We start from the raw sequence: 13,206 nt of genomic DNA on the forward strand, positions 1-13,206 counted from the left end.
TCGTAACCTGTCCGAGATCTCGCGGCCGACAGTCGCCCACCCCGAGGTGGCTACGCGAGATCGCCGCCGAAGTCAGCCTCGTTCGGTTGACCCGGAATCCCCCACGGTGGGGTTGTCGTTGATCGAGAACGGCGCGTCACAAGCGCACCGCGACCGATCCGGCCGGAGGTGTTCCCCCGAGCACCTCTGGCGCCCGAGACAGCCCCGTCGGCGGTCTGAGGACGTGAGGAGTACGCGCGACGTGTCGTCGCATCGACTCAAGCGAGCTGTGCGCGGAGCATTGAGTGTCACCGCTGTCATCGCGGTGATCGGGATGTCCCCGAGTCCCGCTTACGCCCAGCCCGCCCCTATCCAGCCGCCGACCACCGCGTCGGAGGCACTCAAGCTGTTCCAAGACCTGAGCAAGCAGGCCGAGAAGGTCAACGAGGACTTGCTCAAGGCACAGACCGACCTGCAGGCCAAGCAGGCCGAGTTCGACAAGGCGACCGCCGAGGTGGCGCAGGCGGGCGAGCTGGAGAAGCAGGCCGCGGCCCAGGAGGAGCAGTTCCGGGGTCAGGTCGACCAACTGGCCAACGCCTCGTTCCAGGGCGCGCGCTTCAACAAGATCAGCGCGCTGCTCACCGGTTCGTCGGCCGACGACTTCCTCGAGCGCGCCTCCGCGCTCAACGTGCTCGCCTCCGACAACCAGAACGCGCTGGAGAAGTACACCAGCGCCGTGGCGACCGCGAGCCAGGCGCGCAAGCAGGCCGAGGACGGCCAGAAGCGCGCCGCCGACGCCAAGGCCACGGCCGAGAAGCTGACCGCCGACATCACCAAGACCCGCGACGACCTGCAGACGCAGATCAAGCAGGTCGAGGAGGCCAAGACCCGGCTCACGCCCAAGGAGAAGACCGAGCTGGCCAACCCGGTCGACAACGGCGTGTACCTGGCGCCCCCCGGCGCGGCGGGCAAGGCCATGGAGGTCGCCCTGGCCCAGCGCGGCAAGCCCTACGTGTGGGGTGCCGAGGGTCCGGGCTCGTTCGACTGCTCCGGCCTGACGCTCTACGCCTACCGCGCGGCGGGCGTGAGTCTGCCGCACTCCAGCCGTGCGCAGTACACCCTGGGCAAGTCGGTCTCGCGAAGCGAGTTGCAGCCCGGCGACCTGCTGTTCTACGGCGGCAGCCCGAGCTCGATCCACCACGTCGCGATGTACATCGGCGGCGGCATGATCGTGCACGCCTCCACCTCGGGGGTCCCGGTGAAGACCGCGACCGTCGACGGCGGCGGCCGCGACTACCTCGGTGCCAAGCGCATCGTCGGCTAGTCGATCTCTCCAGTGGAGGCCGGCACCCGCTTGGGTGCCGGCCTCCACTGTGTTCTCACCTAGGATCGCTGGATGGCCACGAGGGCTCGGGTGCGCGCCTGGTTGAGCGCGGCGGTCGCCGTCATCGCGCTCGCCGCGATGGCGCTCATCACCCTGCCGTCGTCGCAGGTGGTGCCGCAGCGCCCGCCGTCGCAGGGCCAGCCGCTGGGCGCGGTCGAGCCCGCGGCCCCGGTGGGCACCGACCCGGACCGCACCGACGCCATCACCACCCTGCTCGCCGCCCGCGCCGACGCGATCCTGCGCCGCGACGAGGCCGCTTTCCTCGCAGGCCTGGACCCGCAGGCCGACCCGGCGTTCCTGGAGAGCCAGCGGGCGCTGTTCGCCAACCTCGCGGGCGTCCCGTTCGACCACTGGTCCTACGTCCTGAACCACGACGACAGCCTCGACGTCTCCGGTCTGGCGGGCGGCGCGGAGCTGTGGGCGCCCGCGGTGGACCTGCGCTACGCGCTCGGCGGGATCGACGCCACCCCGACCAGCCGGGCGATGGGCTACCTGTTCGTCCACCGGGCGGGCGCCTGGTACCTGCGGTCGGACACCGACCTGGCCGACATCGGTCGCCGCACCTGGCGCGGACCGTGGGACTTCGGGCCGTGCCTGGTCACCACGACCGCGCGTGGGCTGGTCCTGGCCCATCCGGGCAGCCAGCCGATGGTCGACCGGCTGGTGCGGGAGCTGGACCCGGCCGTCGAGGCGGTCAGCAAGGTGTGGGGTGGCGAGTGGTCGGGGCGGGTCGCGCTGCTGCTGCCCGACGGCGCCGCTGAGATGCGGGCGCTGGTGGGTCCGGACTTCCCGGTGGAGTCGGTGGTCGCGGTGGCCACCGCCGACCGGGTCGACACCGCCAAGCGAGCCACCACCGGCCAGCGGGTGATCCTGAGCCCGATGGGGGCAAGGGCCTTGTCGATCGCGTCGCTGCGGGTGGTGCTGCGGCACGAGATCACCCATGTCGCGGCCCGGTCGGTGACCGTGGACGGCTCGCCGATGTGGCTGCTGGAGGGCTTCTCCGACTACGTCGGGTACCGCGACAGCGGTATCGGGCTCCTCCAGGGTGCGCCCGACCTGGCCCGGCAGGTCCAGGAGTCGGGTCCGCCGACGGCGCTGCCGGAGGACCGGGCGTTCCGCGGCAAGGACAAGGAACTAGACCTCGCCTATCAACAGGCGTGGTCCATCGCCCGGTTCGTCGCCGACCGCTACGGCGAGGCCCGCCTGGTCACGCTGTACCGGCAGCTGGGTGGAGCTGGGCCGATGTCGGCGGGGGACACCGACGACCTGCTGCGCCGGGTACTCGACCTGGACCGCGCGGGCCTGCTGCGCGAGTGGCGGACCTACCTGCAGGAGACAATCGGCTAGCCGGGCGGGCTGTTGCGGGGTATCCAGACCTACCTGCAAGAGCCACACCGCCAGCCAATAGGTTGGACGGATGCGTCGGACGCTGCTGGTGACCAATGACTTCCCGCCCCGCCCCGGCGGCATCCAGACCTACCTGCACTCCTTCGCCACCCGCCTGCCCGGCCAGGACCTCGTCGTCTACGCCCCCGCCTGGGACGGCGCGGCCGACTTCGACGCCAAGCAGCCGTTCCCCGTGGTGCGCCACCCCGGCAAGCTGATGCTGCCGACGCCGGACGTGGCTCGGCGGGCGAAGGAGATCCTGCGGGCGGAGAGCTGCGACGCGGTGTGGTTCGGTGCCGCCGCCCCGCTGGCCCTGCTCGGCCCCACGCTGCGGGCCGCGGGGGCGCGTCGGGTGGTGGCCAGCACGCACGGACACGAGGTCGGCTGGTCGATGCTGCCCGGGGCCCGGCAGGCCATCCGGCGCATCGGCGGCACGACCGACGTGGTGACCTACGTCAGCGACTACACCCGGACCCGGTTCGCCGCGGCGTTCGGGCCGCGCGCGGCGCTGGAGCTGCTGCCGTCCGGCGTCGACACCGACGTCTACCGGCCCGACCCGTCCGCCCGCGCGGAGATCCGGGCCCGGCACGGTCTGGGTGATCGCCCGACGGTGGTGTGCGTGTCGCGGCTGATGCCGCGCAAGGGGCAGGACATGCTGATCCGCGCCCTGCCCGCCATCCGCGCGAAGGTCCCGGACGCGGCGCTGCTGCTGGTCGGCGGCGGTCCCTACCGGGCGCGGCTGGAGGCGTTGGCCCGGCAGGTTGGCGTCGACGTGGTGCTGACCGGGTCGGTGCCGTGGGAGGAACTGCCCGCCCACTACGCCGCCGGTGACGTGTTCGCGATGCCGTGCCGCACGCATGGCCGCGGCCTGGACGTCGAGGCGCTGGGGATCGTGTTCCTCGAGGCCGCCGCGACCGGGCTGCCGGTCATCGTCGGCCGGTCCGGCGGCGCCCCGGAGACGGTCCTGGACGGCGAGACCGGCCACGTGGTCGACGGCCGCGATGTGGCGGACCTGGCCGACCGCGTTGGTGCCCTGCTGGCCGACCCGGCGGCGGCCGCGGCCATGGGTGCCGCCGGACGCCAGTGGATGCAGGAGTCATGGCGGTGGTCCGACCGCGCCGACCGACTCGCCCACCTGCTCACCGGCGAGACCACCTACCGACTCAGTTAGCCGTGGCCGCCAGGAAGGTCGGGGAGGGGTGCACCTGGACCCCGATGCCGCCGAAGAAGTGGCCCAGTTCCTCGTCCAGGCCGTTCTCGGCGAGGATCACCGCCTCGCACCGCCCGCCGAGTATCGCCCGGACGCCGCGGTAGACCAGTTTGCTCATGGCCGCCCGCCGCACCCGCAGGGCCAGCGTGGGCGCCTTGCTGAACGACACCGCGATCTGTTCGGCGGCGGTGAACAGCCGGTCGTCCTGCGCGGCACGGGCCGTGAGGTACACATCGGTAAGCACCGCCGGGTCGGCCACGACGAACGTGGGCCGGAACGTCGCCAGGTCGGCGGCGAGGGTCTCGGTGGTCGGCAGGTGTCCCAGCGTCGTGCGGGCGTAGACCGAGCACAGTGACACCACGCGCGACACCAGGCCGGTGAGCGGCAGGAACACCAGGGTCGCGGTGCCAGGGCGCAGGAGTTCGGGGAACGCGGCGATCGTGGACCGGACGCCGGTCAGCAGGTCGCGGTGGGTCAGTTCGGCGCCGTCCACGACCGTGGCCACGTCCGACGCGCGCACCGACAGCCTGCGGGCGTGCACCTCGCGTGGATCAACGCCCGCGCCCAAGGCGACGAGTTCGTCGATGGCCGGGGTGAACTCGCCCGATTCCGTTGCCACGAACTCGGCCTTCACGGCGTGGTCGTCCGCCACTGGGACGCTCACGCAGCCCGCGGTCCAGATCGCGAAGTCGAGCAGCGTCCACTCGTAGCTGGGGCGCGACCGCAGCGCGACCCGGTCGCCGGGTTCCAGGCCCATGGCGATCAGGCCCCGCGCGAGCGCCAGCACCTGGTCGGCGAAGTCCGCGGTGGTGACGTCGATCCACGAGCCGTCCACCCGCCGCCGCAGCGCCACCGCGTCGGCGAAGCGGTCGGCGTTGGCCCACACCATGTCGGTGAGGCTTTCCTCGTCGGCCACCGCCACGCCCTGCTCCCGCATGTCGCCCTCCCCAGGTGATTCGCGACGAAACTAGCCCCACCCGCCGTGCGCGCCGCCCGTGGGTGGCATGTCATGCTGCGGGAATGCCGCAAGTCGACGTCGTGGACGAGACGTTCATCGTGGTGCCGCCCAAGGTGGTGGCCGCCGCCTTCGCCGACCCAGCCGCCTGGCGCGGGTACTGGCCGGACCTCAAGCTGGAGGTCTACGCCGACCGCGGCGCCGAGGGCCTGCGCTGGACGGTCGGCGGCGCGCTGGTCGGGACCATGGAGGTCTGGTTGGAGGCGGTACTCGACGGGACGGTCGTGCACTACTTCCTGCGCGCCGATTTCCCCCAACCGGCCCAGCCGAAGGCCGTCCGCAAGGAGATCACCGCACGTCAGCTCGCCGCCAAGGCGCTGGCGCTGCGGCTGAAAGCCGTCCTGGAGGACGGGCGAGCGCCCGGGTGCGCCCCGGCCCCCGCGTAATGTGGGCCCGGTGCGGGTTCATGTGGTCTCCGACGTGCACGGCAACGCCGAGGCTCTGGCCCGAGCGGGTGACGGTGCCGACGCGCTCGTGGTGCTCGGCGACCTGATCGATTTCGTCGACTACCACGACTATTCCCGGGGCATCCTGGGCTCGATCTTCGGCGCTGAGAAGGTGTCGGTCTTCGCCGGGCTGCGCAGCGCGCGCCGGCACGGCGCCGCGTCGGCCTACGCCCGCGAGCTGTGGGGGAGCCTGGACGACCCGGCCGCGATGGTCGAGGAGGCCGTTCGCGAGCAGTACAAGACGCTGTTCGCGGCGATGTCCGTGCCGACCTACGCGACCCCGGGCAACGTCGACCTCCCCGCGCTGTGGCCGGAGTTCGCGGGCGACGGCATCGAGGTCCTCGACGGCGACGTGGCCGTGATCGACGGCCTGCGCTTCGGCTTCGTCGGCGGCGCGGTGCTCCCGCCGCACATCCAGCCCAGGCGGACCGGCCCGTTCGTCGCCTACCTGCGCACCCGCGACGAGTTCGACGCGGCGGTGGCGGGCCTGGGCGAGGTCGACGTGCTGTGCAGCCACATCCCGCCCGAGGTCCCCGAGCTGACCTACGACGTGATGGCCCGACGCGCTGAGATCGGGTCGGCCGGGCTGCTCGACCTGATCCACCGCGCCCGGCCGCGCTGGGCGGTGTTCGGGCACGTCCACCAGCCGCTGGCGCCTCGGATGCGGGTCGGGCGCACCGAGTGCGCCAACGTCGGACACTTCCAGCGGACCGAGTGCCCGTACGTGCTGCGCTGGTGACCAGGTAACCTGCGGGACTATGGCCGACGAGTCCACCCAGTCCATCGTCGTCGACGCTCCGGCGGAGCAGATCATGGCGGTGATCGCCGACTTCGCGGCGTATCCGACGTGGGCGGCCGCGGTCAAGCAGACCGAGGTGCTCTCCCGCTTCGAGGACGGGCGTGGCGAGCAGGTCACCTTCACCCTCGACGCCGGGCCGTTCAAGGACGTCTACACCCTGGCCTACGACTGGGCCGACGACGGCCTGTCGGTGGACTGGAACCTGGTCAAGGGCCAGATGCAGCGCTCCCAGAAGGGGCGCTACGCGCTGAGCGAGGCCAACGGCCGCACCACGGTCACCTACACGCTCTCCGTCCAGCTGGTCGTGCCGATGATCGGCCTGTTCCGGCGCAAGGCCGAGAAGATGGTCATGGACACCGCGCTCAAGGAGCTCAAGCGGCGGGTCGAACAGCACTAAGAGGGGCCCACGGGTGCGGATACTGCTCTTCACCGGCAAGGGCGGGGTCGGCAAGACGACCCTGGCCGCGGCGACGGCCGCCCGCCTCGCCGCGTCCGGCCGCAAGGCGCTGGTGGTGTCCACCGACCCGGCGCACTCGCTCGCCGACGCCTTCGGGGTGACCCTGGGCACCGAGCCGTCCGAAGTGGACACCGCGCTCTACGCGGCCCATGTGGACGCCCGCGCGCTCGTGGACCGATCGTGGCCGCGGCTGCGCGCCCAGCTGCGCGGGGTGTTCGCCGGTGCCGGGATCGCCGATCTCGACGCCGAGGAACTGACCGTCCTGCCCGGCGTCGACGAGCTGCTCGCGCTGTCCGAAGTGGCCAGGCTGGCCGAGGTCGGACCGTGGGAGGTCGTGGTCGTCGACTGCGGCCCGACCGCGGAGACCTTGCGGCTGTTGGCTTTGCCAGAGGCCATCGCCGGTTACCTGGACCGCTCGTTCCGCGGGGTGGTCCCCGGTCTGCGTTCGGCCGCGGAGTCGGTGCGCGCGCTGGCCGAGCACCTGGCCGGGCTGCGCGCCGTGCTGACCGACCCGGAGACCACCAGCGTGCGCCTGGTGCTGACCCCGGAACGCCTGGTGGTCGCCGAGACCCGCCGCACCCTGGCCGCGCTGGCGCTGCGCGGGGTGCACGTCGACGCGCTGATCGCCAACCGGCTGGTGCCCAAGTCGCGGCTGTGGCAGGGGTCCGCGGCCAAGTGGCTGCGCACCCGGCGGTCCGAACAGGACGCCGTACTGTCCGAATTGGACGCTTCGACCCCGCTGTCGCTGCATGTGGTCGAACACCGCGCCGCCGAGCCGATCGGGACCGCGCCGCTGCTCGACCTCGCCGACGAGCTCTACCCTGGCATCGACCCGCTCGACGGCCTGCGCAGGCCAGGGGTGCCGCTGCTGTCGGTGGACGCCGACGGCGAGGACTACCTGCTGACCGTCTCGCTGCCGCTGCCCGAGGGCGGCGATCTCGACCTGGTCCGGATCGAGGACGATCTGGCGGTCACTGTGGACGGGGTGCGCAGGCTCGTCGCGCTGCCGCTTATGCTGCGGCGCTACACCGTCATCGACGCCGAAGCCGACGGCGCCGGACTGGTGCTTCGCTTCGCGCTCGGCCGTGAGGAGCGCCCGTGACCACGACACAGGATCCGGGGACGCGGCTGGCCGACGAACTGCGCCTGCTGCTGGCCGCGGTCGCCGAACGCGCCGGGCCGTGGCTCGACCGGGTCACGGTCAGCACCCACGACGAGCACGAACCCGCCGACGGCCCGCCCGCGGCCTGCGGCTGGTGCCCGCTGTGCGCCTTGATCGCCCTGCTGCGCGGCGAGCCGAACGAACTGGCGAGCAAGAGCCTCGACCGGGTCGCCGACATCGTCGCCCTGCTGCGCGCGGTGCTAGCCGACCGCTGGCACCCGGAGGCCGACCCGCACATGCCGGGCTTCCGCCCCGAACCCGAGCCAGAGCCCGCATCCCCTCGCGTGCAGCGCATCGAGGTGCGACGCCGAGAGCCGCAGTCGCCTTGACGGCAATCGGTGTCGACGTCGGCGGCACCAGCGTCCGGGCCGGGGTCGTCGACTCGCGCGGGGCGATCCTGGACACCGCCCGCGGTGCCACCCCGAGCGGGGAGGCCGAGCTGGAGGACGTCATCTGCTCGGTCGTGGGCTCACTGGCCGAGCGGCATCCGGTGGACGCGGTCGGACTGGCGGTGGCCGGGTTCGTGGCCAACGACCGCCGCACGGTGATGTTCGCCCCGCACCTGGCGTGGCGCGCGGTGCCCGTGGCCGACCGGATCGCCGACCGGCTGGGCCTGCCGGTGGTGCTGGAGCACGACGCCAACGCCGCCGCGGTCGCCGAGTACCACTTCGGTGCCCTGCGCGGGGCCCGCGTCGGCCTGCTGGTGGCCATCGGCACCGGCATCGGCGGCGCCCTGCTGCTCGACGGCACGCTGTTCCGAGGCGCTCACGGCGTCGCGCCGGAACTCGGGCACCTGCGGCTGGTGCCCGACGGGCGGCCGTGTGCGTGCGGCAAGCATGGCTGCTGGGAGCGCTACTGCAGCGGCACGGCGCTGAGTGCCACCGCCTTGGACTTCCTGGCCCAGTACCGGGGCCGGTCGACCGCGCTGGCCCGCGAGGCGCGCGAGCCGGGCTCGCTGACCGGCCGCAAGGTCGCCGCGGCGGCCCGCGACGGCGACCCGATCGCGCGCCGCGCGATGGCCGAGCTGGCGCGGTGGCTGGGGGAGGGGCTGGCGCTCGTCGCCGACGTCTACGACCCGGAGCTGATCGTCATCGCGGGCGGCGTGTCCGAGTCGAGCCCACTGTTCCTGGACGCGGCGCGGGACCACTATCAGTCGATGGTGACCGGGGCCGGGCACCGACCGCTGGCCCGCATCCGCACCGCCCACCTCGGCGACGACGCGGGCATCGTCGGCGCGGCGACACTGGCCATCGAATCAGGCGCCTAGATGATTGATTCCTAACTATCACCAGGTCTCGACCGGCCCACGACGCCGCTGCCCGCGTTGCAGGAACAGCCACGTACACCCGGTACGCGCGCTGTCCCTGCGCCTTGGCAGCGACGCCGTGGACCAGCCGATACCAGGCGATAGTTAGGAATCAATCATCTAGACCTGGGCCCCGTCGTCGCCGTCGGGGTAGGTCGGCGGGTTCTTGCGCACGCGCAGCAGGAGCAGCCCGATGCCCGAGGCCAGCGAGATCAGCGCGATCGGGGTGGCCACGCGGGCGTCGAGCCCGATGAGGCTGGGCAGGACCAGCAGCAGGACGCCGATCACCAGCAGGACCAGCGCGAGCACGGTCAGCGGGCGCAGCTTCGGCAGCGGCGGGGGCTCCGGCGGCACGTAGCGCTCGGTGTCGTCGTCGCCCGCCCAGTCGAACTCGGCCTCGTGGCCGCGCCACGCCGCGGTCACCGGGCCCGCCTCCACCACCGGGGTCGGCTCGGTCGCGGGCTCGTCGACCAACTGGTCGCGCCGGGTGCCGACGTCGCGGCCGACGCCCTCGCGTTCGAGATCGGCGACGATCTCGGCGAAGGCGGCGTCGACGTCATCTGGGCCGTCGCCGGGGCGGCCGCTCACACCCGCTCACCCGCGGCGACGCGGCGGATGAACTCCACACTCGAGTCGAAGATCAGCGGGGCGTCGTGGTCGAGGGTCGCCACGTGGTAGCTGTTCTCCAGGATGATCTCGGTCTTGTCCGCGCTGGACACCCCGGCCAGGATCTCCCGCGAGTTCTCCGGCTCGACCACGTGGTCGACCGCGGAGTGCAGCACCAGCAGCGGCTGCTCGACGGCGGGCAGGTCGCGCCGGACGTCGGCCCACAGGCGGGTGAGGCTGTGCACCGCCTTGAGCGGCGTGCGCGGGTAGGCGTGTTCGGTGATCCCCGGCTTGGCGATGTCGTCGCTGATCGGCTTGAGCGACGGCACGACCTTCGACAGCGCGCCGATGAACCGCATCTCCTTGCGCAGGGTCATGACCGACGGGTTCACCAGCACGATCCCCGCGACGTCGGCGCCCTCGTCCTCGGCGAGACGCAGACACAGCGCGCCGCCCATCGAAAGACCGAAGATGAACACCTTGTCGCAGCGGCCGCGCAGGTCGGCGAAGGCCGCCGACACCGCGCCGTACCACTGCGGCCAACTCGTGCGGTTCATGTCCTGCCACCGCGTGCCGTGGCCGGGCAGCAGCGGCACCCGCACGCTGTAGCCCTGCTCGACCAGGTGGTCGGCCCACGGCCGCATGCTGAACGGCGAACCGGTGAAGCCGTGGCTCAGGACGACGCCGATCTCGGTCGAACCATCGTGCGCGTAGGCTTGCGCGCCTTCGATAGCGGGCACCCCGCTCCTCCTATGATCAGCTCTGGCGAGCCTGGGCTGTGGCCATCGTCGCACGATTGGACACAGTGCGGCCCGGATCCGGGCACCCGGTTTCATCGTTGTGTACCCGGGTGACTTCGGTGTCTCGAGTCGGTGTGTTCTTGTTACCGCTCCGGCGCGCTGTTGTGCCAGGCCACCGGGGCTTCGTAGGCTCGGATCGGGACGCGGGGAGAACAGGAGCGCTGGTCAAGTGGTGTACTGGTTGATTAAGTGGGTTTTCCTGGGGCCGCTGCTCCGGCTGTTCTTCCGGCCCAAGATCGAGGGCGCGGAGCACATTCCCGCCGACGGCGGCGCCCTGCTCGCGAGCAACCACCTCGCCGTCTCCGACTCGTTCTTCCTCCCGCTGAAGGTCTCGCGCCGGGTGACCTTCCCCGCCAAGATCGAGTATTTCACCGAGCCGGGGATCAAAGGCAGGCTCAAGAAGTGGTTCTTCACCGGCCTCGGCCAGATCCCGATCGACCGCTCCGGCGGCAACGCCGCCCGCGCCGCGATCGACACCGGCGTGCGCCTGCTGCGCGAGGGTCACCTGATGGGCATCTACCCGGAGGGCACCCGCTCGCCGGATGGCCGCCTCTACAAGGGCAAGACCGGCATCGCCAGGATCGCCCTGGAGGCGGGCGTGCCGGTGATCCCGGTGGCCATGTTCGGCACCGACAAGGCCAACCCCATCGGCTCGAAGATGTGGCGGCCCTACCCGATCCGGATCAAGGTCGGCAAGCCGCTGGACTTCTCCCGCTACGCGGGCCTGGAGGGCGACCGTTTCGTCGAACGCTCGATCACCGACGAGATCATGTACGCGCTGATGGAGCTGTCCGGCCAGGAGTACGTCGACATCTACGCGGCCAAGGCCAAGGAACTGGAGGCCGCCCACAAGGCGGGCGCGGTCACCGACGTCCCCACCCAACTCAAGCGCGAGGCCCGCGTCCCGGAGACCGAGGCCAGCTAGCCAACCATGGCGTTGCAGCCCGCTCTCGTCCCGCAGCCGCTTGAGTTCGGCCGTGAGTCTGCGTCGGTTCAACTAGTCTCGCTCGGTGCGATTCTTTTATGACTGCGAGTTCATCGAGGACGGAACGACCATCGACCTGGTGTCGATCGGTGTGGTGGACGAGAACGGGCGTGAGTTCTACGCGGTCTCCACTGAGTTCGACCCGGCCAAGGCCGGTCCCTGGGTGCGCGACAACGTGCTGGACAAGCTGCCATCGCCCGCGGACAAGGCGTGGTGCGACCGGGCCACGATCCGCAAGCGGCTGCTGGAGTTCCTGACCACGCCCAAGTCCCGCGACAAGATCGAGCTGTGGGCCTGGTTCGGCGCCTACGACCATGTGGTGCTCGGGCAGCTGTGGGGGGCGATGCCCGCGCTGCCGCGGGAGATCCCGCGCTTCACCCGGGAGTTGCGGCAGCGCTGGGAGGACGTGGGCAAGCCGCACCTGCCGACCCCGCCGAACGACGCGCACGACGCGCTCGCCGACGCTCGTCACAACCTCGTCCGCTGGCGCATCATCGAAGCTGAGTGGCGCAAAAAGGTCGCCGGATAGCCCCCTGCTTGCTACACCGATTCAGTAGCCGGCAGGCTGGGCGTCGACATCGGTGACGACGGTCACTGTCTCGGTCAAGGTCCAGGAGGGGCTCATGCGGGTCGGCGTGCTCACCGGCGGCGGTGACTGTCCAGGTCTCAACGCGGTCATCCGGGCGGTGGTCCGGAAGGGGATCGAAGGCCACGGCTGGGAGATCGTCGGGTTCCGCAACGGCTGGCAGGGACCGATCGATGGCAACACCAAGCCGGTCGGACTCGCCGAGGTAGAGGACATCCTGACCCGCGGCGGCACCATCCTCGGCTCCTCGCGGACCAACCCCTACAAGGTCGACGGCGGTCCGGAGAAGATCCGCGCGACCCTGGCCGAACTGGGCGTCGACGCGCTCATCGCGATCGGCGGCGAGGACACGCTCGGGGTGGCCAAGCGGCTCACCGAGGACGGCATCGGGGTCGTCGGCGTGCCGAAGACCATCGACAACGACCTCAACGCCACCGACTACACCTTCGGCTTCGACACCGCCGTGCACATCGCCACCGAGTCCATCGACCGGCTGCGCACCACCGCCGAGTCCCACCACCGGGCGCTGGTCGTGGAGGTCATGGGCAGGCACGCGGGCTGGATCGCGCTGCACTCCGGCCTCGCGGGTGGGGCCAACGTGATCCTGGTGCCGGAGCGGCCGTTCAGTGTCGACAAGGTCATCGAGTGGGTGCAGCGGCGCTTCGAGCGGCAGTACGCGCCGATCATCGTGGTGGCCGAGGGCGCGCTGCCCGAGGGCGGCGCCGAGGTGCTGGCCAGCGGCGAGAAGGACGCTTTCGGGCATGTCCGGCTCGGCGGCGTCGGCACGTGGCTGGCCGAGGAGATCGCGGCCAAGACCGGCAAGGAGTCCCGCGCCGTGGTCCTGGGCCACACCCAGCGCGGCGGCACGCCCACCGCCTACGACCGGGTGCTGGCCACCCGGTTCGGCCTGCACGCCGTCGACGCGGTGGCCGACGGCGACTTCGGCGTGATGGTGGCGCTGCGCGGCACCGACATCGTGCGGGTCAAGCTCGCCGAGGCGACCGCGGAGCTCAAGACCGTGCCGCTGGAGCGGTACGCCGAGGCCGAGATCTTCTTCGGCTGATCCCGCGGGCGCGTTATGGTGC

Annotated in this window: 15 protein-coding genes; 12 read left to right on the forward strand and 3 right to left on the reverse strand. The window is 71.6% G+C overall.

Translation table 11 applies throughout. The annotated features are described in order from the left end of the window. The first annotated feature begins 241 nt into the window (after positions 1-241). From BN1701_RS03430 to BN1701_RS03440, 3 genes are all read left to right on the forward strand, one after another. Positions 242-1,303, forward strand: a complete 1,062-nt coding sequence (locus BN1701_RS03430) for a C40 family peptidase (RefSeq protein ID WP_054045405.1) — start codon at positions 242-244, stop codon at positions 1,301-1,303. Between the two features lie 72 nt (positions 1,304-1,375). Beyond that, a complete protein-coding gene (locus BN1701_RS03435; RefSeq protein WP_157367752.1) occupies positions 1,376-2,710 on the forward strand; it encodes a hypothetical protein in 1,335 nt (444 codons plus the stop codon). A 70-nt stretch (positions 2,711-2,780) separates the two neighbouring features. Continuing rightward, positions 2,781-3,920 carry a glycosyltransferase family 4 protein gene (locus tag BN1701_RS03440; protein ID WP_054045408.1) on the forward strand — a complete coding sequence of 380 codons (1,140 nt, stop codon included), beginning with the start codon at positions 2,781-2,783 and terminating at the stop codon, positions 3,918-3,920. On the opposite strand, the gene BN1701_RS03445 is transcribed toward BN1701_RS03440, so the two are convergent. Then, positions 3,913-4,896, reverse strand: a complete 984-nt coding sequence (locus BN1701_RS03445) for an AMP-binding protein (RefSeq protein WP_054045410.1) — start codon at positions 4,894-4,896, stop codon at positions 3,913-3,915. The two genes, BN1701_RS03440 and BN1701_RS03445, sit on opposite strands and share 8 nt — an antisense overlap. 83 nt (positions 4,897-4,979) lie before the next feature. Between BN1701_RS03445 and BN1701_RS03450 the strand changes: the two genes are divergently transcribed. Genes BN1701_RS03450 through BN1701_RS03475 form a run of 6 tightly spaced genes read left to right on the forward strand, consistent with a single transcriptional unit; the run spans position 4,980 to position 9,105 of the window. Beyond that, complete coding sequence (locus BN1701_RS03450; protein ID WP_054045412.1) at positions 4,980-5,360, forward strand: hypothetical protein; 381 nt, start codon at positions 4,980-4,982, stop codon at positions 5,358-5,360. A 10-nt stretch (positions 5,361-5,370) separates the two neighbouring features. Next, on the forward strand, positions 5,371-6,159 hold the full coding sequence (locus BN1701_RS03455) for a metallophosphoesterase (RefSeq protein WP_054055583.1): 789 nt from the start codon (positions 5,371-5,373) through the stop codon (positions 6,157-6,159). A gap of 19 nt (positions 6,160-6,178) precedes the next feature. After that, positions 6,179-6,616, forward strand: coding sequence for an SRPBCC family protein (locus BN1701_RS03460; RefSeq protein WP_054045413.1), 438 nt, complete (start codon positions 6,179-6,181; stop codon positions 6,614-6,616). A gap of 13 nt (positions 6,617-6,629) precedes the next feature. Beyond that, entirely contained in the window at positions 6,630-7,778 is a 1,149-nt protein-coding gene (locus BN1701_RS03465) for an ArsA family ATPase (RefSeq protein WP_054045415.1), read from the forward strand. Further along, on the forward strand, positions 7,775-8,167 hold the full coding sequence (locus BN1701_RS03470; protein WP_054045418.1) for a hypothetical protein: 393 nt from the start codon (positions 7,775-7,777) through the stop codon (positions 8,165-8,167). The genes BN1701_RS03465 and BN1701_RS03470 overlap by 4 nt, the downstream gene beginning before the upstream one ends. Then, positions 8,164-9,105, forward strand: coding sequence for an ROK family protein (locus BN1701_RS03475; RefSeq protein ID WP_054045420.1), 942 nt, complete (start codon positions 8,164-8,166; stop codon positions 9,103-9,105). Before BN1701_RS03470 ends, BN1701_RS03475 begins: the two co-directional genes overlap by 4 nt. 159 nt (positions 9,106-9,264) lie before the next feature. Here the strand turns inward: BN1701_RS03475 and BN1701_RS03480 are convergent, their stop codons facing one another. Then, positions 9,265-9,732 carry a hypothetical protein gene (locus tag BN1701_RS03480; RefSeq protein WP_054045422.1) on the reverse strand — a complete coding sequence of 156 codons (468 nt, stop codon included), beginning with the start codon at positions 9,730-9,732 and terminating at the stop codon, positions 9,265-9,267. After that, positions 9,729-10,490, reverse strand: coding sequence for a carboxylesterase (locus tag BN1701_RS03485; RefSeq protein ID WP_054045424.1), 762 nt, complete (start codon positions 10,488-10,490; stop codon positions 9,729-9,731). Before BN1701_RS03485 ends, BN1701_RS03480 begins: the two co-directional genes overlap by 4 nt. A 229-nt stretch (positions 10,491-10,719) precedes the next feature. On the opposite strand from BN1701_RS03485, the gene BN1701_RS03490 reads away from it, so the two are divergent. The 3 genes from BN1701_RS03490 (at position 10,720) to BN1701_RS03500 (ending at position 13,184) form a co-directional block, all read left to right on the forward strand. Next, positions 10,720-11,475, forward strand: a complete 756-nt coding sequence (locus BN1701_RS03490; protein WP_054045426.1) for a 1-acyl-sn-glycerol-3-phosphate acyltransferase — start codon at positions 10,720-10,722, stop codon at positions 11,473-11,475. An 85-nt stretch (positions 11,476-11,560) separates the two neighbouring features. Then, positions 11,561-12,064, forward strand: a complete 504-nt coding sequence (locus BN1701_RS03495; protein WP_054045428.1) for a polyadenylate-specific 3'-exoribonuclease AS — start codon at positions 11,561-11,563, stop codon at positions 12,062-12,064. 94 nt (positions 12,065-12,158) lie between these two features. After that, positions 12,159-13,184 (forward strand): 6-phosphofructokinase, encoded by a 1,026-nt coding sequence (locus BN1701_RS03500; protein WP_054055584.1) that lies wholly within the window; start codon positions 12,159-12,161, stop codon positions 13,182-13,184. The last annotated feature ends 22 nt before the right edge of the window (positions 13,185-13,206 follow it).

Origin of the sequence: Alloactinosynnema sp. L-07 (genome assembly GCF_900070365.1) — a bacterium.
Classification (GTDB): Bacteria; Actinomycetota; Actinomycetes; order Mycobacteriales; family Pseudonocardiaceae; genus Actinokineospora.

Excerpts from the sequence above, each read along its gene's own strand:
- BN1701_RS03435 (WP_157367752.1), top strand. The coding sequence starts at position 1,376 with ATGGCCACGAGGGCTCGGGTGCGCGCCTGGTTGAGCGCGGCGGTCGCC.
- BN1701_RS03440 (WP_054045408.1), top strand. The coding sequence starts at position 2,781 with ATGCGTCGGACGCTGCTGGTGACCAATGACTTCCCGCCCCGCCCCGGC.
- BN1701_RS03445 (WP_054045410.1), bottom strand. The coding sequence starts at position 4,896 with ATGCGGGAGCAGGGCGTGGCGGTGGCCGACGAGGAAAGCCTCACCGAC.
- BN1701_RS03450 (WP_054045412.1), top strand. The coding sequence starts at position 4,980 with ATGCCGCAAGTCGACGTCGTGGACGAGACGTTCATCGTGGTGCCGCCC.
- BN1701_RS03460 (WP_054045413.1), top strand. The coding sequence starts at position 6,179 with ATGGCCGACGAGTCCACCCAGTCCATCGTCGTCGACGCTCCGGCGGAG.
- BN1701_RS03500 (WP_054055584.1), top strand. The coding sequence starts at position 12,159 with ATGCGGGTCGGCGTGCTCACCGGCGGCGGTGACTGTCCAGGTCTCAAC.